The organism is Halorubrum laminariae, from assembly GCF_024494655.1.
GTDB lineage: Archaea > Halobacteriota > Halobacteria > Halobacteriales > Haloferacaceae > Halorubrum > Halorubrum laminariae.
In genome coordinates this window covers 141,963-163,576 of the sequence record NZ_JANHDL010000003.1, presented here as the reverse complement: position 1 = coordinate 163,576, position 21,614 = coordinate 141,963, and the positions used below count along the sequence as shown (strand labels likewise).

Here is a 21,614-nt window from a genome sequence, read left to right as displayed (position 1 = left end):
GCACCCGCGATCGACTCACTCCAACCGGTCGGCGAGGTCGTGGAAGTCCTCGATGACGATGTCGGGCTCGGGGCCTAGCTCCTCCGTCGGGAGTTCCTCTCCCGGGCGGGAGACCCACGCCGTCGACATCCCGGCGTGTTTCGCGCCCCAGACGTCGCGCATCCCGCCGCCGGAGGCGTGGAGCACCTCGTCGATGGGCGTGCCCGTTCGCTCGGCCGCGTGTTCGTAAATCGCCGCATCCGGCTTGTACGTCTCGACCTCGTGGGCGCTTATCGCGTCCGTCACGGTGTCGCCGAGGTCGGCGGCCGCGACCAGATGGTCCAGCATCTCGGGAGAGCCGTTCGAGATGATGTACACCTCGTAGCCCGCGTCGGTGATGCGTCCGATCCCCTCTTTGACGTCGTCGAAGATGGAGAGTTCGTCCTCGTAGACGGTGCGTCGGATCTCGTCGCGGGTGGCTTTCGGCACGTCGTAGCCGTTCGCTTCGAGGGCGTATCGGAGTCCCTGTCCGATGAGGTCCCAGAACGGTCGGTAGGCGTCGATGTCGTTGGCGATCATCGAGTACTGGAGGTACTGCGCGCGCCACAGCTGCGAGACGGACTCCGCGTCGTCCAGTCCGTCGACGTGCGCTTCGAGCACCGCCTCCTGTGACCCGATGTCGACGAGCGTGCTGTACGAGTCGACCGTGACCGTCGAGATGGAATCGTACTCCATGAGCACGCTACTTCGTCGTACATCATAACCGTGGCGTCCGCCGCTGTCGTCACGCTTTATAAAACGGCGGGTGTGAAGAGTGGGTATGGACTACCGACGACTCGGCAACACAGGACTGTCCGTCTCCGAACTCTGTTTCGGGACGTGGCGATTCGGGCGAGAGACGAACGGCGTCGTAGAGACGGGTCGAGAGGAGGCCCACGAACTGCTCGATGCCGCCGCCGACCACGGAATCAACTTCATCGACACGGCGAACGTCTACGGGACGCCGAACGGGACGAGCGAGGAGTACGTCGGCGACTGGCTCGCGGAGCGCGACCGCGAGGATTACGTGATCGCCTCGAAGGTGTACTTCCCGTTCGACGGCCGCGGCGAGCCCGGCCCCAACGACTCGGGGCTGGGACGTAAGCATATCCGGGCGCAGATCGAGGGAACGCTCGACCGGCTCGACACCGACTACCTCGACATCTACTACATCCACCGCTTCGACGAGGAGACGCCCATCGAGGAGACGATGCGCGTGCTCGATGAGCTGGTCTCCGCGGGGAAGGTCCACTACCTCGGCGCGTCGACGATGGCGGCGTGGCAGCTGACGAAGGCGTTGTGGACCGCAGACGCCAACGACTACACCGGATTCGACGTGGTCCAGCCGCTTCACCACGCCGGCTACTACGAGGATGTTAAAGAGTACCTCGACGTCTGTATCGACCAGGACATCGCCGTCTGTCCGTACTCCCCGCTCGCCGGCGGCTTCCTCACCGGAAAGTACGAGCGCGCCGACCCCGCCGACCCCGAAAAGGTGATCGCGCCGGACGGGTCGCGCGCGAGCTTCGACGACCGGTTCGAGCGCTTCTACCTCTCCGAGCGCGGGTGGAAGGTACTTGACGCGGTTCGCGAGGTCGCAGACGAACTCGACGCGACGCCGGCGCAGGTCGCGCTCGCGTGGCTCACCGAGTGGGACGAGTTCACGTGCGTCCCCATCGTCGGCGCGCGCACGACAGACCAGCTCACGGAGAACGTCGCCGCGACGGATCTCGCGCTCTCGGACGCGCAGTGGGACCGGATCATGGACGCGCGGTACGACTCTGAGGGGAACCTCTGGGGACACTGAGTTCCGGTCGGGCAGCTCGCGTTCACCACAACGACGAGGGTATCCTAGTCGAAGTCGGGGAGATCATCGGGTGCTTCGTACTCTGTCTCCCAGTCGATGTACTCGTTCTTCAGCACGTCGCAGGTGATCTGTCCCAGTTCGGTCAGTCCGGCGTTAATCGCGGAGACTGTCCCCCACGAGTCGAGGTCGGGATGAAGCTCGCGCTCCTTCCAGTCCTCGGGGAGACCGGGCGCGTGGTAGCCGACGCGCTCGGCGAACGAATCCCAGAAGAAGTCGAATCGTTGGATGAGACCGAGGTCGGTCACGATCTGAAACTCCTGTTGATCCATATCGCTGCTTTCTGCCCACTCTGTAAACGCCTCTTCCCACGCACCGGCTTTCAGAAACTCCTCTAACTCAGTCCGTTTGTAATCCGTGTCCCCCACGATTTCGGCGTCGTCGTACTCATTCGGATCCGTCTCTTGAAGTTCCGGCGGTTCGGGAGGCTGGACATCGAGGCTCATGTTTCGGATTTAGCCACGATGCGCATAAGTATGCCTGTGAGATGTATAACGTAGTAGAGTACGCTGAGACTCTTTGTAGGGTAACTGTTTCGGTTCAAATGGAACCAGCTACTGATCCAAGCGAGTCACTCTTGTGGTCCATACACTCCGAGTGGAGACATTCACTTTCACTGACCTTTGCGTCCCTTTTTGTATGCGTTGTTTGTATGAGAGACTACATGCTTCCCCGCAACAGAGGTGAGTCATCCGAGTGCGTGTAATGGCCCATTTATCGGCACGTGCGGACGCAGTCTACCAGAATGACTACCACCACAAGCTTCGTGGCCGTCTCTGGGACGCACTTGAGGGAACAGCCTACGGCGAGCGACATGACGACGGCGAGCCGCCAGGGTTCGCCTACTCGAACCCGTTTCCGCCCCACGACATGGAAGAAGGCGACGACCGCAAGCTGTTGGTCGCCTCGCCAGAGGAGGAGCTACTGGCTAACGTCGCAGCCGATCTGCTCGAAGAGCAGGAGTTGAACGTCGGCCAGATGCCGTTCCACGTCGATGACGTGACGTCGCTTGAACCCGATGTCGGCGAACCGGGCACGCGTGGGACGATTGAAACGGGGACAGGTCTCTTGATTCGGATTCCGCCATGGCGCTGCGAGGAGTACGGCATCGACCACCCCGGCGGCGACACCGCCGTCTTCTGGCGACCCGAGCACTCGATGGAGCCGCTCCGTACGCAGTTGGAGGCCAACCTCGATCAGAAACACGACCGATTCGCCCACGACCACCTGCCGGGGCCGAGCGACGTCGACGGCGATCTGTTCGATGGCTACGAACTCATCAAGACGTTCGCCGTCCCAGTGACCGTCACCGAGGGCCAAGAGATGACCTACGTCCTGAGCAAGTGGGAGTTTTCGTATACCGTTCGCGACGACCATCATCGCCGGCATCTCAACCTCGCGTTGGATTGTGGGCTCGGCGAACGGAACTCGCTGGGACTCGGGTTCGTGAATATCACAGACAAAACGCGACCGGGCGAGAGTGAATTGGAGGGAAGCGATGCTTTCGCCTGAAGAATACAAGACGGAGTACGAGGATACGCTGGAATCAGAACTCCCCACCCGTCCAATCTCGACGCTTCGAGATATCCAGTACCTGTATGGTCGACTCTACACACTGGCAACTGCAGGCGGTGGTGAATTTTCGGCATATCTCACTCCAGATGAATCCCGAGATATTCTGAATGAACCTGAAAGCCTTGTCGCCCTACAAATCGACCTTGCAGCTGACGGTACAGCTAGTTTAGCTGAGGAACCTGTCTTCGTCACGAGTCTTACCGAGCAACTCGTTCCAGCGGTCGCCCACTGTGATTATGACTCCTCTGCAGGTATCGATCACAGTATTACCCACCGGACGGGACAAGACAAGTCACCAGACAAAATAGCAGGCTATCTCGTCGACAGGCTCACGCGATGGGCGGTCGATGACGTAGTTGAAGAAATTGCTGCAGATCATGAAGACGGATGGCTCATTGACTCACTCGCCAGCTTGGGTAAAGACGAATCACTGTCCGAACGGATTCAAACGGCGACCGAATCACAGCTCGACGGTACAACGACTGCACTAACGACTATCCGAGTCCGCCCCCCGGGGAGTGACAAATATTTCTATCCCGGCGAACTGGCGACCGAGACCGCAGGTTCCGATCAGACCGACGTGTTTCAGGTTGCTATGCGAGCACGAAAGCTATCAAAACTCGTTGATAAGAATGCTGCAAGCAATTCAACGGGGTCGGCAGTCGACTTCATCACTGGTGAAGAGTCACAGACTGTCGGGATGGCAGAAGATCCACTTAATTATTTCCTCGGCAAACAACATGAATCGTTCCCGGGTCTTGATCCGGAAGAAGCGTGGCGGTCACATCCTATATCAGAAGATGGTGCCGTGACAATTATTAACGCACAAACATTCATTGATTCATGCTCTTATCGAGCATTGAATATGCGAGTGTACTATTTACCATACTTCTTCGGTCGGCCGACCACAGAGAAAGCACTTGCACTGTACGATATCCTGTATAATGTCTATCAAAACGATGACCTGACACCAGTCGAAGCAGCATACCGTTCGTATCGCGGTGACAGTACTTTCGGTATCACCTCTGACCTAGAACTTCGGTTCTACGTCGGAGCGATACGATACCAACAGGCAAAGCGGTTCGATGTATTCGGTGATACGTTGGATGGAGCACTCATGTATCCAGTTGATCTCTCAGATTCTCACCAGACGGTTATTGAGAGTCCCTTGTTCACAGCAAGAGGGTCGAGTGATCGGACACCACCCTTACCAACACATCCTGACTGGGATCTATTGACTCCCACCTCACAACTTCGAAGTATTGCAACCGGATGGTATCTAACCCAAACATTTCCTGATCTTGAACCAAATGAGGATACTTCTCCTGATGATTACCGAATCGAAGCATTGGTTGGAATCCTTTCAGGGGAGCCACTACTTGTCGAGGAACTGCTTGATGCATACACGCAAGCAATCACTGATTCCGCGGGTGATGACCATCCATCACTCACAGTCGCATCACAGTTCGCGCAGTTGACTGCACTGGCGAATGCAGATCTGCTCAAAACAAATGATCCACGCTACGAACCACTGACACAAGAGACAACGTACAATTCACTAGCCACCATGACTAACACAGAAAGTATACGCGCGGACGGTGGAAGCACCGCTCTCAAACGCACAGAGAAACTTGAATCGTTCATCAATGATACGCCCGCGATTAACGAAGACGCACAACGGAGATCCGCGTTTCTCTTGGGCGTGCTCATTGGACAAGTATCTGGATATCAAGAATCGAAAGAGAATCGTGCAACAACACTCGTTGATCAATATCCGATCAAAGGATTGACCATCAAGAAATTTAAGAGAACATTACACGAAGCAGTGGACAAAGACATCGTCTACTCACGCGATAACCGGATGAGTGGGACGATGTATGCTGAAGTTGTGGATGAACTCCGAAAGGCGATTTCAGCGAGCAAAACAGATCCGGATGAGTGGAAAATGGATACGACGGATCTCCGGTTTTATTACTCGCTTGGAGTTACCTACGGACTCAACGACTACGAACCGGACGACGAATCAAACGAAACCAATGTAGATAAGGAGGAATAAATCATGTCTGACACATCCCAAACCGTGACGAACCGTTCCGAAATCGTGTTCCTGTACGACGCTGTTGACGCAAATCCAAACGGAAATCCACTAAGTGGGTCAAACCGCCCGCGAATTGATCCTGAAACTCAGCAGTGTATCGTTACCGATGTTCGGCTTAAGCGGTACCTTCGAGATCAACTCGATGCCGATGGTCACGGCGTGTATATCAGAAGCGTTCAAACTAATGACGGAGACCGTTACAGCCGTGAACAATTACTCGCTGATCGACTTCGTGATCTTGATCCCAATGACTGGGACCTTAACGACTTGAGTGAAGAAGACGAACAGGATCTCTTCGATGAAGTCTATGGTACGTTCCTCGATCATAGCGTAGATGTACGGTACTTTGGTGCAACGATGAGCGTTGACCTGAAAGGAAAATACGAAGACTTCGATGACTACCTGCCCGACCATCTGCAAGGCCCCGTTCAATTCTCACCCGGTAAATCTATGCACTCTGTTGAGGAAAATCAAGAATATAATAGCCTCACAAGTGTCATTGCCACAGGCAAAGGAAAAGAACAGGGTGGATTTGACTTAGATGATCACCGAATTAAATACGCACTAATCCGCTTCCGTGGTCTTGTCGATGAACATGGGGCTAAAGATACCCAATTGACTAAATCAGATATTGAACGGCTTGATACGCTATGCTGGCGAGCCCTAAAGAACCAGACGACGAGTCGGAGCAAGATCGGACAGGAACCACGTTTGTACATTCGTGTAGAGTACGCTGACGAGAGCTTCCACCTTGGAGACCTCTCACATAAAATTCAAGTAGACAAGGAACGCTCAGAACCTGATGAACAACTCCGGACGATTCAAGATATCGTCGTGGATATTGAGCCGTTCATTGAATGTCTCAGCGACAATGCTAGTCGAATCGATACAATCCACGTTGTGGGAAGTCCTTCATTACAACTCTCTCATGATAGTGATATAATAGGTATCGAGACATTATACACAGAACTAGAGGACACACTCGGTGCAGACAAAGTACATAGAATCAATGTACATAATGAGTTCAAGACGACACTTCCTGACACGGACGACTAATCATGGGCGACACAGACACTACCGATAGTCAGCCGGTCGGTAAGTCATGTCTCTCGTTTACTGTTCAGGCAGAGTGGGGTCACTTTCGTCGGGTTGAGGGAAACATCGTTAAGCAGAGCTATCGTTTGATGCCGCGCACGACTGTCGCTGGAATGCTTGCAGCTGTACTCGGAATCGAACGAAACGAGTACTACGACCTGTTTGGCGAGGATACCTCTGCCATCGCCATTGAACCCTGTGGGGAACTTCGAACAATGAATATCCCTATAAATACGCTGTCAACAGCGAAAGCGAATATCGAGATGCATCCTTCGCATGGGCACGCTCGCATCGGCCTACCCGATCCAACTGATCTCAGGCAACAACATAACTACGAGATGCTCGTTGATCCTGAGTATCGGATTGATTGTTGGATTGACGACGACAAGACCTATAGCGAACTCCATCATCGACTTAGTGAGGGTAAGAGCTATTACCCACCGAGCCTAGGACTTTCCGAGTGTTTAGCATCGATCTCATATAATGGAGAATATATCATCGAGGAAACCGCTACTCCCGACCCAGAAGTTGATTCCGCAGTTGTCGAAACTGTTGACGATATTGTTCTGGAACCTGAGACCCTAGTGCGAACGGAACGCTCACCGGGATTCATGCGCGCTGACGGAAAGGGGCGTATCACAACTGGATTTATTTCATATGGATACAGTCCACACGGTGAATCACTCACTGTTCGTGATGGTGATGCGTGTATTGTCGATGATCGAACAGTCATGTTCAGTTAATTCATGCTCACCCGAACTGATCGATATTCCCATTATCAACACGATGGAACACCGGTTCATCTTCAGAAGCATCATCAAGATGTTGCCGACCGCTCTCTGTATCTTACCCCAAAAGAAGCAACAACGAGTACTGGAACACCCGTTTCAGAAATCTCCGAAATTATTTCGCTTGTCCACGACTTTGGAAAACTTACGACTGCATTTCAGAAGCATCTTGATGAGAAAGACATAGATGAAAATACTTCTCATTCCCCGTTAGGTGCATTTGTAGGTTTTTACGTACTCAAATCAAGAGGATACAAGAGTATTGACGCTCTGACAGGGTTCGTTGCTATTGCTAAACACCACGGAACACTTCCTGATGTAGCCGACTATGTGTTCAATCACGTACATCCGGATCAATCACAAGGGAGTCGACGTATTCCGATGGTTCGGGCACAAGTCAGAGATATCGATTCTAACGTCTCTACACTGGCAGATCAAATCCTAACTGAAGCAACTGGTGGTGCTGGGTCGTGGAATGAGTTTGCAGAGAAAATGGTCAACAATGAGTGGCTACTTACTATTTTGAATCTCGTGACAAGTGGGATAGGAAGACCAACAAGTCCACAGGAAGATACTCTTCCTGTCGATTTTTATGAGTCTATACTCCCAGTTTGGTCAACATTAACGTTAGCCGATAAGACCAGCGCTGCAGCACTCACTTCTGGTGCAGAACTCGATACGTCTGTGTATGACGGAACACAACCGTCTTTGTCACGTCTCATTCGCAAAATTGAGTCACTACAATCAGAGGGACTTAATTCCGATGCAACCGCCGATGAAGAACATATTCACAATTTACGTGGAGATGCCCACGAGGAAGTAATGGAATCAATTGAAGATTTCGCCACTGCAAATACATCAGTTGCATCACTCACACTTCCAACGGGGCTTGGTAAGACTTTAACGGGACTCAATGCAGGGCTTTCGCTGTTATCTCGGAGAAGCACAACTGGACGGCTTATATACGCTCTTCCGTTTACGTCTATTATCGACCAAGTCGAAGAAAAATGTCGAGACATGTTCAAAACGAATGGACATGATGAAGTGCTTACTGTTGATCACCATCTTGCAGAAACAATTATCGACATAGCTGATCTCGGAAATGTAGATCCAGATACGGTTGCACATATTGAGGCATTGCTCGGTGACAGCTGGCGTTCAGGAATGGTCATTACAACGTTTGTTCAATTGTTCGAAAGTTTGGCTGGCCCCTCAAATAGTCAGTCAATGAAACTTCCGTCACTTGATGAGAGCGTTGTCATCATCGATGAGCCACAAGCAATTCCTGAAGCGTGGTGGCCACTTGTCCAACGTCTCATGACGATGATAACAGAACAATATGATGCACAAATTATCGTCATGACTGCAACTCAGCCGAAAGTATTTGAACAAGATGAGAACACAACATATTCTCTTATACAGTCTCCCGAACAGTATTATTCCGAACTAGATCGAGTTGAATTTGAAATAAAAGAATCAGCTAACACGTTTATTAATCGCAATCCCGATCCGTTGGACTACACAACCGCGGCAGAAAAATTGTTGTCCGATAGCACTCAAGAAGATTCATCTTTAGCCATATGCAACACAATTGACAGCGCGAGAGAACTGACTGATGCACTCACATCAAGTCATGAATTCACATCACTCAATCAGGTATATGATGACTACCTAAACGATTCTAAAAAACTGACCACTGAGATATCGTGTGAGGATATTGTGGCAGCTGTCGCAGACGCCTATAGCTCTAAAAAGCCGGTTTTACTGCATCTCACTACTCGACACCGCCCTGTAGACAGACGGATCTTAATTACAGTCACGAAGCAACTCCAAGAAAACAGAATTCCGGTATATGCTGTGACGACACAGTTGGTTGAGGCCGGAGTCGACATCAGCTTTGACCGTGTATTCCGAGATTTTGCACCAATGAGTAGTATCGTACAAGCTGCAGGACGATGTAACAGATCTTTTGAGCATGATCGCGGAACTGTCATAGTGTGGCTGCTTGGACAACCTACTGATTCACAACAGCTACCAGCTACTGCCGTCTACGGCGGTGATAACGAAGAAAGCCGTCCGAAACTAACTGCACAAGCAATAAATTCCCATCGTGACAATAGGAGTGAGTGTCTATTCTCAGAGACGACGATGACATGGGATGTTGTTAATGAATATTTTGACCGACTACAAGACAGAAATCCCGGACGACAAGAATATGTTGACTATCTATTAAATTCGCAAATATCTCAGTTAGGTCGACAGTCATTGATTACGAACGGCGAAAGTGTAGATGTCGTTGTTGCACGTACTAAAACCGAGACCGAACTACTTGACAATATTGACGAAGCCTTCGATGACTACGACTATGATAGTCTTGAAAAATTAGTTGACCAAACACGAGAACTTCAAGTCTCGATTCCAATATACGATGAGAGTAGTGAAGAAGCTCAACAAATCGCAGAATTGAATCCGGTTCATGCAGGTTCAATGCGACGGCAGGTGAAAGCAAAAACAGATCAATACGACGCCTACTCACCACTGACCGGACTCTCAGTCCCAAGTCCAACCGTGGACAACAGATTCCTATGACTAACGAAGTGTCCGACACCGATCCGGTCGACCGCCTGCTGGCAACGGCCCGCGGCGAGCCGGTCGACGAGCCGTTTCGCGTTACAGGCGTGATGATGCAGTACTACTACGTCTGTAAGCGCGAACTCTGGTTCGAGAGTCGAAACCTCGAAATCGACCGCGAGAACCCGACTGTCGTTCGCGGGACTCGCGTCGACGACACGGCCTATAGCGACAAACGGGAGAACCTCCATCTCGGGATGATATCACTCGATCTGTTGGACGACGGTCGCGTCGTCGAGGTCAAGCCTTCCTCGACGCTGACCGAGCCGGCAGAGATGCAGTTGTCGTACTACCTCTGGTATCTCGACCGTGTGGCTGACATCCAACGGGATGGCGTCTTAGCCCATCCCCGAGAACGCAAGCGAGAGCCGGTCGACCTCACCGACGAACGGATCGAAAAAGTCGAAACGGCGATCCGCGGGATTCACGACATCGTTGAACAGTCCTCGCCGCCGCCGGCGGAGGAGAAACCCTTCTGTGACTCGTGTGCGTATCACGACTTCTGTTGGTGTTAATCATGGACCGAAACTACCACGTCTTTTCGGACGGCCGACTCGAACGAAGCGACGACACGCTCAGACTCGTTCCCGACGACGGGGGCGAGAAGAAGTATATTCCAATTGAGAACGCCGAGGCGTTCTTCCTCCATGGCCAGATAGATTTCAACACGCGACTGATGTCGTTTCTCAACGATCGGACAGTCGCACTCCACGTCTTCGGCTGGGAGGATTACTACTCGGGTTCAGTGATGCCGAAACGCGGGCAGACCTCGGGTAAGACCGTCGTTAACCAAGTTCGAGCCTACGAGGATAGCAAGCATCGGCGACAGCTCGCCGCCGCGATTGTGAGGGGAAGTATCCACAACATGCGGACGAACGTCGTCTACTACAACGGCCGGGAGTGTGATCTCGATGATGTCATCGATGATCTGGAGGCTGCGGCCGCACGCGTCGGTGAATCACTTCCTATCGATGAATTATTGGGTGTCGAGGCGACGGCGAGAAAAGCCTATTACCGGAGTTTCAACGAGATCCTTCCAAGCGAGTTCCAGCTGAGCCGACGGGAGTACAACCCACCACCCAACGAGATCAACAGCCTCATTTCGTTCGGTAATTCACTGGTCTATGCTAACTGCGTCTCGGCGATCCGGGCCACCGCACTCGATCCGACAATCAGCTACCTCCACGAGCCGGGGGAGCGACGGTACTCGTTGTCGCTCGATATCGCCGACCTGTTCAAACCGGTGCTCGCTGATCGGGTCCTGTTCCGGCTGGTGAACCGAAACCAGATTTCGGATGCCGATTTCGAGACGGAACTCGGCTCCTGTTTGCTGAACGAGTCCGGACGAAAAACGTACACGAAGGCATTCGAAGAAACGCTGGAACGGACTGTTGAGCACCCGACGCTGGATCGCAAGGTCAGCTATCAATATCTGATGCGGCTCGAAGCGTACAAGCTGAAGAAACATCTGCTCACCGGTGAGGTATACGATCCGTTCCAACGGTGGTGGTGATATGTACGTCGTGATGGTCTACGATTTGGAGGCTGACCGCACACAGAAGGCTCTCAAACTCGGTCGACGGTACTTGACCCACGTCCAGAACTCCGTACTCGAAGGTGAAATCTCAGAAGGCGATCTGGCTACGCTGAAAAATGAGGTCGATGACCTGCTAAACTCCGGTGAATCCACGATTATCTATGAATTATCCTCCGATACACTCCTCAATCGGACGGTGTATGGTGTCGATCCAACCGAAGACCAGCGGTTTCTATAGCCAGTTCCGTCGACCCTACGGGGGACGCGGTCTATTGAGGGTTGACGGAAGCCCTTTACTGTATCCACACGTTAGCAGGTGTATGTCCCGGAAATCGGGCATGGTTTCAGACGAACCCTCGTGGGGTTGAAGCGCGGCCGTCGCGATGGGGCTGCTGGCGGCCATGTTGTTTCAGACGAACCCTCGTGGGGTTGAAGCGCGAGCGAGGGTGTCGAAATCGAATCTGCCGGCCCGGTTTCAGACGAACCCTCGTGGGGTTGAAGCCTCGAACACTACCGCGGGAGCTACAGCCCGGACGTGTTTCAGACGAACCCTCGTGGGGTTGAAGCGACGAGCGTGGACTCGCTGCGACGGCGCCAGGCCAGGTTTCAGACGAACCCTCGTGGGGTTGAAGCGAGCTGACCGAGGCCGACTCCCGCGGGGAGCAGTGGTTTCAGACGAACCCTCGTGGGGTTGAAGCGGGGTCGACCACGGCCTCCCGCTGGATCGTCACGCGTTTCAGACGAACCCTCGTGGGGTTGAAGCCTTCCACCGTCGGATGTGAAATGTTAATATGGTACTCGTTTCAGACGAACCCTCGTGGGGTTGAAGCAACAAGGCGAACGTGGGGCTGGCGCTGGCATGGTGGTTTCAGACGAACCCTCGTGGGGTTGAAGCAACAAGGCGAACGTGGGGCTGGCGCTGGCATGGTGGTTTCAGACGAACCCTCGTGGGGTTGAAGCTCCCGCTGGAACACACCGATACGTTCGGCCGGACGCGTTTCAGACGAACCCTCGTGGGGTTGAAGCGTCGTGTTCTCCGTCCACGTCTTCGAGGTCGTGTACGTTTCAGACGAACCCTCGTGGGGTTGAAGCAGGGGGTGTGGGGGGCGGCTGGTAGGCAGGATAAGTGTTTCAGACGAACCCTCGTGGGGTTGAAGCGAGCGCAAGGAGTTGACGGACGCGTTGAACCTCCGTGTTTCAGACGAACCCTCGTGGGGTTGAAGCGCGAGGAGCCGCTGGCCGACGGCCCGACCCGGCGCAGTTTCAGACGAACCCTCGTGGGGTTGAAGCAAGTTTGTCCGCCTCTGTCGCGCGGCAGGCTACTCGTTTCAGACGAACCCTCGTGGGGTTGAAGCAACAGACGACGGGCGGCGAGAACGCCGCCGAACGCGGTTTCAGACGAACCCTCGTGGGGTTGAAGCTCGCGACGACGGCTTAACCGTAACGGTGAGCCGTCGGTTTCAGACGAACCCTCGTGGGGTTGAAGCACCGCCCACGACAAGCGCCACATCACGATTGACCACTTTCAGACGAACCCTCGTGGGGTTGAAGCTTCTTGAGCGTGCCGCGGGAGTCGCCCGCCACCCTTCTTTCAGACGAACCCTCGTGGGGTTGAAGCAAAGACGACGCCGGGGTGTGCGCCCCGACGCCTGGCTTTCAGACGAACCCTCGTGGGGTGTCGGCTCTCGCTCCACAAACTCCAAGTCGATCCATCCTGTACAGCCGTCGAGGCGGTTGGATTCAGATATAGACCATTCGAAACGCGACGCCTCGTTCTTAATTTAACATCGCCCCCGACGGCCCCCGCGCATTTTAACCGCCAGCGTCGTCAACTGCTGGCAACAGATGGGACTCACGAAGCGCATTATTCCTTGTATCGACGTCGACCTCGACGCCGACGGCGACGCGGCGGTGTACACGGGCGTCAACTTCGAGAACCTAGAGTACACCGGTGACCCGGTCGAACTGGCGAAGAAGTATAACGCCGCCGGTGCGGACGAGTTCGTCTTTCTCGACATCACCGCGAGCGCGGAGGGGCGCGAGACGATGCTCGATGTGGTGAACGCGGTCGCCGACGAGTGTTTCATCCCCCTCACGGTCGGCGGCGGCATCCGGACGAAAGCCGACATCAAAGAGACGTTGCGGGCCGGTGCTGACAAGGTCTCCATCACGACCGGTGCCTTAGAGCGGCCCGAACTCATCGAAGAGGGAGCAGCCGCGTTTGGCAGCCAGTGTATCGTCATCTCCGTCGACGCGCGCCGGAGATATGACGACGCAGGCGACCACTTCTACGAGGACGACAACGGCGAGACGGTGTGGTTCGAGTGCACGAAGAAGGGCGGCCGGGAGGGAACCGGTATCGACGCCGTCTCGTGGGCGAGAGAGGCCGAGGAGCGCGGCGCGGGCGAGCTGTTCGTCAACTCGATCGACAAGGACGGGACGAAAAACGGGTACGACATCCCGCTGATGGCCGCGATCTGTGACGCCGTCTCGACGCCCGTTATCGCCTCTTCGGGCTGTGGCGGCCCGGAAGACATGTACGAGGTGTTCACCGAAGCGAACGCCGACGCCGGTCTCGCCGCCTCCATCTTCCACTTCGGCGACTACTCGATCGAGGAGACGAAGGCGTACCTCGACGAGCGCGGCGTCCCGGTTCGGCTGTAGCGCGCCGGACGAGAGCGATACTTGATACTCCGGGTGTAGTGACGATCTCGGACAGAACTCATCGTTGTTCTCGTTCTTCCGACCCGAAATCAACAGTTATTATGTGATCCCGACTAAATCGGTACGTATGTCCACGTCACCGACGCGTGTGCGTGCCGAGCCCCCGGAGCTCGTCTGCAAGCGGACCGACGACGCCGACGCGAGCGGAGAGGTGACGTTCTTCGAGAGGGAGCGCGATCCCGACGACCGGACCACGCGCTGGATCACGGTCAGCGAGTCCGACTGCGTGCCGCGGTCCGAGTGGCGGTAGCCCCCGAGTCGGGCCGCGACGGCAGATCCCGTCGCCCGACCCGTTCGGCCATCCTTAAGAGCGGCCCGCTCGGATACGTCCCCATGCATCCACGAGATCTCTCCGATCACTCGCCGTACGTGCCCGGTCGGGGGGTCGAGGAGGTGGCCCGCGAGCGCGGGCTCGACCCCGACGACCTGATCAAACTCTCCTCGAACGAGAACCCGCACGGACCGAGTCCGGCGGCGGTCGAGGCGATCCGCGAGCACGCCGACCGAGTCCACCAGTATCCCAAGTCCTCGCACACGGACCTGACCGTGAAGCTCGCCGAGAAGTGGAATGTTGAGCCGGAGCAGGTGTGGGTCTCACCGGGCGCAGACGGCTCCATCGACTATCTCTCGCGGGCGGCGATTTCGCCCGGCGACGCGGTACTCGTTCCGAACCCCGGCTTCGCGTACTACGCGATGTCCGCGCGGTACCACCACGGCGACGTGGCCGAGTACGAACTCGACCCGACCGACGGGTTCGCGCAGGACGCGGAGACGGTGCTCGAAGCCTACGGCAGCGAGCGGATCGTCTACGTCACCTCGCCGCACAACCCCACTGGGGCGACGATGTCGCTCTCGGCGATCGAGACGCTCGCGGACGCGACCGCTCCGGAGACGCTCGTCGTCGTGGACGAGGCGTACGGGGAGTTCGCCGAGATCGACAGCGCGATCCCGCTCGTCGACGAACGCGACGACGTGGCGGTGCTGCGCACCTTCTCGAAGGCGTACGGGCTCGCGGGACTCCGGATCGGCTACAGCGTTGTGCCCGAGTCGTGGGGCGAGGCATACGCCCGCGTCAACACCCCCTTCGCCGCGAACGAGTTGGCGTGTCGCGCCGCGCTCGCCGCGCTCGACGACGAAGCGCACGTCGCGGAGTCGGTCGAGACGGCGCGGTGGGCGCGCGAGTACATCACGGACGAACTCGACGCGCCGACCGTCGACTCCGCGGGGAACTTCGTGTTGGCCCGGGTGGGTGACGCCGAACGCGTCGCGGACGCGGCACAGGAGCGCGGCGTGATCATCCGCGACTGCACCTCCTTTGGCCTCCCCGAGCATATCCGGATCTCGACCGGAACCCGCACGGAGACGCCCGAGGCGGTTGAGACGCTCAACGAGATTCTCGCCGAACTCGACCTCGGTGTTCGCGCGTGACCGACGACGAGCGATCCGCGTCCGGCCCCGATTCCGATCGCGGCCGAGCCGACCGCGTCGCCGTCACCGGAACGCCGGGAACCGGGAAATCGACGGCGACGGCGCTGCTCGACGACGCGTACGACGTGACCCACCTCAACGATCGGATCAAAGACGACGACGACCTGTGGACGGAACGCGACGCCGACCGGGACACGCTGGTCGCGGATCTGGAGGCAATCCGCGAGCGCCTCGGCGACTGGTCCGGCGTCCTCGACTCGCATCTGGCACATCGGTTCGACGTCGACCGAGTCGTCGTGTTGCGCTGTCATCCCGAGACGGTCGAGCGGCGGCTCCGCGAGCGCGGGGAGTCGGCGGCGACCGCCGAGGAAAATGCGGAGAGCGAGGCGCTCGACGTGATCCTCTCAGAGGCGGTCGCAGAACACGGGCAAGAGAGCGTCTACGAGATCGACACGACCGACGCCGATCCCGAGTCCGTCGCCGCGGCGATCCGCGCGGTCGTCGAGGGCGACCGCGAGCCGAGCGCGGGCACCGTGGACTTCATCGAGTATATCGGAGGCGGCGGCGAGAGTCGAGGCGACGGATGACGCTCGATCGGTACCGATCGGTGGCGGACAGGCTGCTCGGCCCGTGGGTGACCGCGGCCGCGAAGCTCGGGCTCTCGCCCGATCAGGTGAGCGTCGTCGCGTTCGGCGTCGCGGTCGCCGGCGGCGGTGCATTCGCGGTCGGAACGGCCGCGTTCTACGCCGCCGGTGCCGCCTGCGTCCTCCTCAACGGGTGGCTCGACCTCGTCGACGGCGCGCTCGCGCGCCGGCTCGACGTCGCCTCCGACGGCGGCGACCTCCTCGACCACGTCCTCGACCGGTACGCCGACATCGCGATCATCGCGGGATTCACCGCGGGCGTCGACGCCTACGCGCTGGGCTTTCTCGCGGTGACGGGCGTCCTGATGACCTCCTACATGGGCACGCAGATACAGGCGGTCGGCATCGGGCGCGAGTACGGCGGGCTGCTCGGCCGCGCCGACCGCCTCGCGCTGATGGGCGTCGTCGGTCTCGTCGCCGCCGTCTACCCCGCGCCGATCGTCGCCGGCTACTCCGTCGTCGATCTCCTGCTCGCGCTGTTCGCCGCGGTCGGCCACCTGACGGCCGTCCAGCGGTTTCTCGGCGCGTGGCGCGATTTATAAGCCATCGTCGCCGCCGTCGAAGGAATGTTTAAAAGCATCCGGCCGGAACGGGGGGGTATGCCCACCTTCGAACTCAATCTCTCGGACGACGTGTACGCGGAGTTCCAACAGCTCGCAGACCAAGAGTTCGTCTCCGAAGAGCAGGCCGCAGAGGACCTCATCGCCTCCGGTATCGAGGCGTACAACGTGAGCGTCGTCGACGACGAGCCCCGAGACGAGATGCTCGACGGGGCGGAAAACAATATGTTCGACACCGCAGAGGACCCGGGCAGCCTCGAAGACGATCGGCTCTAGCTCCCGCCGTCGATCCGCGGCGTTCGTTTTCGTTCGTTTCCGATCAGAACCGTCCACCGAGCAGCCGGTTCGTCAGCAGCGCGGTTAGCGCGAGCGCCATCACGCCGGCGAGAAGCGCGAACGCGGGAGCCCATCCGGCGGCGTCGGAGACGAAGCCGACGACGACGCTGCCGGACGCCCCGACCGTCATGTAGACCGTGCGGACGAGCCCGAACCCCGCACCGCGTTCGGTGTCCGAGAGCAGGTCCATGAACCGCGACTGGATCGGTGCTCCCCACGACATCGCGACGCCGACGAAACCGACGGCGACGACGGTCGGCGCGAGACCGAGATCGAAGCGCGCGGTCGCGACGAGCAGGCCGTAGCCGACGACGCCGGACGCCATCGTCACCATCGCGGTCGCGTCGCGACCGATCCGGTCTGAAAGGGAACCCGTCACCGGCTGCGTGCCGCCGTGGACGACGAAGTACAGCGAGAACAGCAGCGCGGACAGCGCCGTCGACAGTCCGCTTCCCACGTCGAGGAACGTCGGGAGGAAGGAGGCGGTGGCCTGCCACGAGAACGCGCCCATCGTCGCGATCGCGGTCGTGTACCGTATCGAGGGGCGCGAGAGAAGTTCGGCGAGGGGGCCGACCGCGAGTCGGTCACGGACGGGCTGGCCCGGGTTGACTGGCGGTGTGGGTCGCACCCGCCACGCGAACAGCGCGAAGACGGGCACGGCGACGGTGGTCCCGAGGAGGATCCCCGCGCGCCAGCCGTACCGAGAGCCGACGAGGGCGGCGAGCGGCGGCGCGGCGAGGCCCGCTACCGGACCGCCGGCGACGTGGACGCCGATGGCCCGACCGATGTCGTCGAACTGGCGCGTGAGGAAGGTGGTCGCCACCGAGTAGTGGAGCCCCGCACCCGCGCCGAGGGCGACGGTGAACAGCGCGAAGACGCCGATCGACGGCGCGGTCGCGATCAGTACCGAGGCGACGGCGGTGGCACTGAGGGCCGTCAGGATGACTCGCCGCTCCCCGTATCGGTCGCCGAGGAGTCCGGACGGAAACTGCGCGAGCGCGTACGCGAGCCACATTCCCGAGAGCGCGAGCCCGACGGTCGCGTTCGTCACGCCGAACCGCGTCGTGATCGCCGGGACCAGCGGGCTGATGACCAGCCGAGCGACCATCGTCGCGGTGAACGCGAGCGTGCAGAGCGCGAGCGCCGTGTGTTCGTACCGCCAGTTCACGGTCGTCGTGCGACATCCCGCCGAAAGCCGGTTCCGATCGCGGCCGACGGATCCGGATCTGGACGGGGCGCTCGCGCCGACAATAGCGGTATCACGTCCACCGCAGCGAGGCGACTAGACGACGAACTCGATCGGGTAGTCCGTGTAGTTGTCGTAGCCATCGTCGGTGACGACGACGAGGTCCTCGATCCTGACTCCGCCCACGTCGGGATCGTAGAGCCCGGGCTCGACGGTGATCACGTGGCCCGGCTCCAGTTCGCCGCCGCCGCTCGCCAGCCGGGGATCCTCGTGGACGGCGAGGCCGATCCCGTGGCCCGTCGAGTGGATGAACCCGGTCTCCGTCTCGGGGTCGGTCCGGAACGTCGGCTCGCCCGCCTTCTCGTACACCTCGCAGGCCGCGGCGTGCACGTCCGAGCCGGTGGCACCCGGTTCGACGGCGTCGAGCGCGGCGTCGAGCGCGCGCTCGGTGAGGTCGTACCACTCGCGGAGCACGGCTGGCGGCTCGCCGACGCAGAAGGTGCGAGTCATGTCGGCGTTGTACTTCGTCGCCTTCGAGCGCGGGAAGATGTCGACGATGATCGCCTCGTTCGCGCGGAGCGGCCCGGAGCCGCGGTCGTGGGGGTCCGCGGCCTGCGCGCCGCCGGCGACGATCGTCTCGTCGAGCGCGCAGCCGTGGCGGAGCAGCGTCACCTCGATCTCCTCGGCGACGCGCTCGCTCGTGAGGGATTCGCCGTCGACCAGCAGCGTCCCAGGCTCGATGTCGTCGGCTGCCGCACGCGACTCGCCCGCCACGTCGGCCCCGGCGAGGAGCGCCTCCGCGGATCGCATGGCCGCCTCGTTGGCGCGCTGGGCCTCGCGGATAGACGCGATCTCGTCGTCGGTCTTCACCGCGCGGACATCGCGGAGTCGGTCCTCGCCGTCGACGACGACATCGATCCCGCGCTCACGGAGTGCGTCCGCGGTGCCGACGGGCGCGCGCGGCGGCATCGACACTGACTCCGCGCCCTTGTCACGAACGAAGGCGGCGTACATGTCGAGTCGGGCCTCGCGGCCGCCGTAGTCGTAGTCGTAGTCGGCGTGGCGCTCGACGGTGTCAGCCGCCGACTCCGACCGGGCGCGACCGTATTCGAGCCCCGAGACGAGCAGGTGGACCTCGCCGTCGACGTACAGCGTCAAGAACGGATCGGGACCGGTGAACCCGGAGAGGTACAGCTGGTTGGCGTCGTCTTGGTCGGCGTCGAGCAGATACCCGTCTGTGTCGAGGTCGGCGAGGCGGGCGTCGAGGCGCGCGCGGTTCATACGCACTCTGGTCGGCCGATCGTGAAATCGGTTGCCCTGCCGGGTCTCACTGAAGCGGCGGAAGCGACCCGCGACCGCGAAACGTATTTATACTAGACTCTCGTCCGACCGCAGCCATCTTCGACCGGATCTGGATCGGATATTTGGCACACAAAAAACTCGAATAAACGAGGTTTTCACCGTGTTCTGCGGCGTATTATCGGATAGAGAGATCCAGACGAAGGTTTAAATGTATCGGGACCGTATCCGAGAGTGAGGATAAGTAACCGAAACGCGTCTCTCGGTCCCCTGCGTTCCCTCCACCTGACACAACCCAATGAGCGAAAACGTTCGAACGTATACGGCGGAGCAGGTACGCGACGAGTCGGAAACTGAATCGGCCGACGAGGAGCTACGCTGCCCTGAGTGCGGCGGCCAGCTCGCAACCGACACAGAACACGGCGAGACGGTCTGTGTTGACTGCGGGCTCGTCGTCGAGGAAGACGAGATCGACCGCGGGCCGGAGTGGCGCGCGTTCGACTCTAAAGAGAAGGACAACAAGTCGCGCGTGGGTGCCCCGACGACGAACATGATGCACGACAAGGGGCTCTCCACCAACATCGGCTGGCAGGACAAAGACGCCTACGGGAAGTCGCTGTCGAGCCGGCAGCGCGAGAAGATGCAGCGCCTGCGCACGTGGAACGAGCGGTTCCGCACGCGCGACTCGAAGGAGCGAAACCTGAAACAGGCGCTCGGCGAAATCGATCGGATGGCCTCGGCGCTTGGACTCCCGGACAACGTCCGCGAGACCGCCTCGGTCATCTACCGTCGTGCGCTCGACGAGGACCTCCTCCCGGGACGCTCGATCGAAGGCGTCTCCACGTCGTCGCTATACGCTGCCGCGCGACAGGCCGGCACGCCGCGGAGCCTCGACGAGATCGCGGCCGTCTCGCGAGTCGAAAAAGACGAGATCGCGCGGACGTACCGCTACGTCGTTCGTGAGCTAAAACTAGAGATTCAGCCCGCGGATCCCGGGAGCTACGTGCCGCGGTTCGCGTCCGATCTCGGGCTCTCAGACGAGGCCGAACGCCGGGCGCGGTCGCTCCTCGACACCGCAAAGGCCGAGGGGATCCACTCGGGGAAATCCCCGGTCGGCCTTGCCGCCGCCGCCGTGTACGCCGCCTCCCTCTTGGTGAACGAGAAGGTGACCCAAAGCGATGTCAGCGAGGTGGCAAACATCAGCGAGGTCACCATCCGAAACCGCTACCACGAGCTGCTTGAGGCCGAAGACGGCGTCGCATTGAACTGACCGTTCCCTGTTATCACCGCCGCGCCCGCAGTTCGACCGAACTCGATCGCTATCGCTCGCAGTCCCAGTAGTCCACGTCGTCGCCGATCCGGTAGTACCCGTCGAGCGTCCGCTCGGCTCGACCGCCGGGCGGCGACCCGACGTACACGCCGAACTTCCCGGAGTCCGGATACACCGTCACGTCCGGCTCGCGCATCGTCGAGACGACCAAGTATCGCAGCGTCGCGTCGCCGTCGTTGACGACTCGGTGCGCGCCCGACTCGTCGGCCGGGAACGCGACGTAGTCGTCCGCCCGGAGGGGGTGAGACTCGCCGTCGAGCCGGAGGCGGCCCTCCCCGGCGAGGACGTACAGCGCCTCTTCGTTCGCAGTGTGATAGTGGTAAGGCCACGAGCGTTCTCCGGGCGGAAGCTCGTAGAGGCTGCAGCCGAGGGCGTTCCCGCCGGCCGCCGCCCCGAGTCGCTTCCGACGCCAGCCGGCCGCGTCGTCGTCCGGCTCGCTCCACGCGAGTTCATCCGCGTTAACGCGCGCCATGATGTCCGATCGCGCGGCGGCGGCAAAGG

21 protein-coding genes and 1 CRISPR repeat array are annotated in these 21,614 nt (G+C 58.9%); of the genes, 16 read left to right on the top strand and 5 right to left on the bottom strand.

Translation table 11 applies throughout. The features are described 5' to 3' along the window. Positions 1 to 15: 15 nt before the first annotated feature. Entirely contained in the window at positions 16 to 720 is a 705-nt protein-coding gene (locus tag NO887_RS06900) for a haloacid dehalogenase type II (protein WP_256417741.1), read from the bottom strand. 79 nt (positions 721 to 799) lie between these two features. Between NO887_RS06900 and NO887_RS06895 the strand changes: the two genes are divergently transcribed. Continuing rightward, positions 800 to 1,825, top strand: a complete 1,026-nt coding sequence (locus NO887_RS06895; RefSeq protein WP_256417740.1) for an aldo/keto reductase — start codon at positions 800 to 802, stop codon at positions 1,823 to 1,825. 44 nt (positions 1,826 to 1,869) lie between these two features. Here NO887_RS06895 and NO887_RS06890 read toward each other — a convergent pair whose 3' ends face one another. Beyond that, positions 1,870 to 2,328, bottom strand: a complete 459-nt coding sequence (locus NO887_RS06890; RefSeq protein WP_256417739.1) for a DUF7992 family protein — start codon at positions 2,326 to 2,328, stop codon at positions 1,870 to 1,872. A 259-nt stretch (positions 2,329 to 2,587) separates the two neighbouring features. Here NO887_RS06890 and cas6 point away from each other — a divergent pair, with 259 nt between their 5' ends. The 14 genes from cas6 to NO887_RS06820 all read left to right on the top strand — a co-directional run bounded on the left by cas6 (position 2,588) and on the right by NO887_RS06820 (position 17,238). Next, positions 2,588 to 3,394: a CRISPR-associated endoribonuclease Cas6 gene (gene cas6 / locus NO887_RS06885; RefSeq protein ID WP_256417738.1), complete on the top strand. Its 807-nt coding sequence runs from the start codon at positions 2,588 to 2,590 to the stop codon at positions 3,392 to 3,394. Then, a complete protein-coding gene (gene cas8b / locus NO887_RS06880) occupies positions 3,381 to 5,513 on the top strand; it encodes a type I-B CRISPR-associated protein Cas8b/Csh1 (RefSeq protein WP_256417737.1) in 2,133 nt (710 codons plus the stop codon). The genes cas6 and cas8b overlap by 14 nt, the downstream gene beginning before the upstream one ends. A gap of 3 nt (positions 5,514 to 5,516) precedes the next feature. After that, positions 5,517 to 6,611 (top strand): type I-B CRISPR-associated protein Cas7/Csh2, encoded by a 1,095-nt coding sequence (cas7b, locus tag NO887_RS06875; RefSeq protein ID WP_256417736.1) that lies wholly within the window; start codon positions 5,517 to 5,519, stop codon positions 6,609 to 6,611. 2 nt (positions 6,612 to 6,613) lie between these two features. Further along, positions 6,614 to 7,393: a type I-B CRISPR-associated protein Cas5b gene (gene cas5b / locus NO887_RS06870; protein ID WP_256417735.1), complete on the top strand. Its 780-nt coding sequence runs from the start codon at positions 6,614 to 6,616 to the stop codon at positions 7,391 to 7,393. A gap of 3 nt (positions 7,394 to 7,396) precedes the next feature. After that, positions 7,397 to 10,027, top strand: a complete 2,631-nt coding sequence (locus NO887_RS06865; RefSeq protein WP_256417734.1) for a CRISPR-associated endonuclease Cas3'' — start codon at positions 7,397 to 7,399, stop codon at positions 10,025 to 10,027. 8 nt (positions 10,028 to 10,035) lie between these two features. Beyond that, a complete protein-coding gene (locus tag NO887_RS06860; RefSeq protein ID WP_256418006.1) occupies positions 10,036 to 10,584 on the top strand; it encodes a CRISPR-associated protein Cas4 in 549 nt (182 codons plus the stop codon). 2 nt (positions 10,585 to 10,586) lie between these two features. Then, on the top strand, positions 10,587 to 11,582 hold the full coding sequence (cas1b, locus tag NO887_RS06855) for a type I-B CRISPR-associated endonuclease Cas1b (protein ID WP_256417733.1): 996 nt from the start codon (positions 10,587 to 10,589) through the stop codon (positions 11,580 to 11,582). Between the two features lies 1 nt (position 11,583). Next, the gene (cas2, locus tag NO887_RS06850; RefSeq protein WP_256417732.1) at positions 11,584 to 11,844 is read left to right on the top strand and encodes a CRISPR-associated endonuclease Cas2; all 261 of its coding nucleotides are present in this window, start codon (positions 11,584 to 11,586) and stop codon (positions 11,842 to 11,844) included. 103 nt (positions 11,845 to 11,947) lie between these two features. Further along, positions 11,948 to 13,289: a CRISPR direct-repeat array (repeat unit 30 nt; unit sequence GTTTCAGACGAACCCTCGTGGGGTTGAAGC). Between the two features lie 162 nt (positions 13,290 to 13,451). Further along, complete coding sequence (hisF, locus tag NO887_RS06845; protein WP_256417731.1) at positions 13,452 to 14,270, top strand: imidazole glycerol phosphate synthase subunit HisF; 819 nt, start codon at positions 13,452 to 13,454, stop codon at positions 14,268 to 14,270. Positions 14,271 to 14,397: 127 nt separating this feature from the next. Continuing rightward, positions 14,398 to 14,580, top strand: a complete 183-nt coding sequence (locus tag NO887_RS06840; protein WP_256417730.1) for a DUF7511 domain-containing protein — start codon at positions 14,398 to 14,400, stop codon at positions 14,578 to 14,580. Positions 14,581 to 14,663: 83 nt separating this feature from the next. Next, positions 14,664 to 15,758 (top strand): histidinol-phosphate transaminase, encoded by a 1,095-nt coding sequence (hisC, locus tag NO887_RS06835; protein WP_256417729.1) that lies wholly within the window; start codon positions 14,664 to 14,666, stop codon positions 15,756 to 15,758. Continuing rightward, complete coding sequence (locus NO887_RS06830) at positions 15,755 to 16,345, top strand: adenylate kinase family protein (protein WP_256417728.1); 591 nt, start codon at positions 15,755 to 15,757, stop codon at positions 16,343 to 16,345. Before hisC ends, NO887_RS06830 begins: the two co-directional genes overlap by 4 nt. Then, positions 16,342 to 16,944 (top strand): CDP-alcohol phosphatidyltransferase family protein, encoded by a 603-nt coding sequence (locus NO887_RS06825; RefSeq protein ID WP_256417727.1) that lies wholly within the window; start codon positions 16,342 to 16,344, stop codon positions 16,942 to 16,944. The genes NO887_RS06830 and NO887_RS06825 overlap by 4 nt, the downstream gene beginning before the upstream one ends. 57 nt (positions 16,945 to 17,001) lie before the next feature. Beyond that, a complete protein-coding gene (locus NO887_RS06820; protein WP_092566076.1) occupies positions 17,002 to 17,238 on the top strand; it encodes a DUF7120 family protein in 237 nt (78 codons plus the stop codon). A 43-nt stretch (positions 17,239 to 17,281) separates the two neighbouring features. Here NO887_RS06820 and NO887_RS06815 read toward each other — a convergent pair whose 3' ends face one another. Then, positions 17,282 to 18,466 carry an MFS transporter gene (locus NO887_RS06815; RefSeq protein WP_256417726.1) on the bottom strand — a complete coding sequence of 395 codons (1,185 nt, stop codon included), beginning with the start codon at positions 18,464 to 18,466 and terminating at the stop codon, positions 17,282 to 17,284. Positions 18,467 to 18,580: 114 nt separating this feature from the next. Further along, on the bottom strand, positions 18,581 to 19,765 hold the full coding sequence (locus tag NO887_RS06810) for a M24 family metallopeptidase (protein WP_256417725.1): 1,185 nt from the start codon (positions 19,763 to 19,765) through the stop codon (positions 18,581 to 18,583). A 316-nt stretch (positions 19,766 to 20,081) separates the two neighbouring features. Between NO887_RS06810 and NO887_RS06805 the strand changes: the two genes are divergently transcribed. Then, positions 20,082 to 21,053, top strand: a complete 972-nt coding sequence (locus NO887_RS06805) for a transcription initiation factor IIB (RefSeq protein ID WP_256417724.1) — start codon at positions 20,082 to 20,084, stop codon at positions 21,051 to 21,053. Positions 21,054 to 21,102: 49 nt separating this feature from the next. On the opposite strand, the gene NO887_RS06800 is transcribed toward NO887_RS06805, so the two are convergent. Then, on the bottom strand, positions 21,103 to 21,585 hold the full coding sequence (locus NO887_RS06800; RefSeq protein WP_256417723.1) for a cupin domain-containing protein: 483 nt from the start codon (positions 21,583 to 21,585) through the stop codon (positions 21,103 to 21,105). Between the last annotated feature and the right edge of the window lie 29 nt (positions 21,586 to 21,614).

Coding starts and splice junctions, on each gene's coding strand:
- NO887_RS06895 (WP_256417740.1), top strand. CDS start 800: ATGGACTACCGACGACTCGGCAACACAGGACTGTCCGTCTCCGAACTC.
- NO887_RS06890 (WP_256417739.1), bottom strand. CDS start 2,328: ATGAGCCTCGATGTCCAGCCTCCCGAACCGCCGGAACTTCAAGAGACG.
- cas6 (WP_256417738.1), top strand. CDS start 2,588: ATGGCCCATTTATCGGCACGTGCGGACGCAGTCTACCAGAATGACTAC.
- cas8b (WP_256417737.1), top strand. CDS start 3,381: ATGCTTTCGCCTGAAGAATACAAGACGGAGTACGAGGATACGCTGGAA.
- cas7b (WP_256417736.1), top strand. CDS start 5,517: ATGTCTGACACATCCCAAACCGTGACGAACCGTTCCGAAATCGTGTTC.
- cas5b (WP_256417735.1), top strand. CDS start 6,614: ATGGGCGACACAGACACTACCGATAGTCAGCCGGTCGGTAAGTCATGT.
- NO887_RS06865 (WP_256417734.1), top strand. CDS start 7,397: ATGCTCACCCGAACTGATCGATATTCCCATTATCAACACGATGGAACA.
- cas1b (WP_256417733.1), top strand. CDS start 10,587: ATGGACCGAAACTACCACGTCTTTTCGGACGGCCGACTCGAACGAAGC.
- cas2 (WP_256417732.1), top strand. CDS start 11,584: ATGTACGTCGTGATGGTCTACGATTTGGAGGCTGACCGCACACAGAAG.
- hisF (WP_256417731.1), top strand. CDS start 13,452: ATGGGACTCACGAAGCGCATTATTCCTTGTATCGACGTCGACCTCGAC.
- NO887_RS06840 (WP_256417730.1), top strand. CDS start 14,398: ATGTCCACGTCACCGACGCGTGTGCGTGCCGAGCCCCCGGAGCTCGTC.
- hisC (WP_256417729.1), top strand. CDS start 14,664: ATGCATCCACGAGATCTCTCCGATCACTCGCCGTACGTGCCCGGTCGG.
- NO887_RS06825 (WP_256417727.1), top strand. CDS start 16,342: ATGACGCTCGATCGGTACCGATCGGTGGCGGACAGGCTGCTCGGCCCG.
- NO887_RS06820 (WP_092566076.1), top strand. CDS start 17,002: ATGCCCACCTTCGAACTCAATCTCTCGGACGACGTGTACGCGGAGTTC.
- NO887_RS06810 (WP_256417725.1), bottom strand. CDS start 19,765: ATGAACCGCGCGCGCCTCGACGCCCGCCTCGCCGACCTCGACACAGAC.
- NO887_RS06805 (WP_256417724.1), top strand. CDS start 20,082: ATGAGCGAAAACGTTCGAACGTATACGGCGGAGCAGGTACGCGACGAG.
- NO887_RS06800 (WP_256417723.1), bottom strand. CDS start 21,585: ATGGCGCGCGTTAACGCGGATGAACTCGCGTGGAGCGAGCCGGACGAC.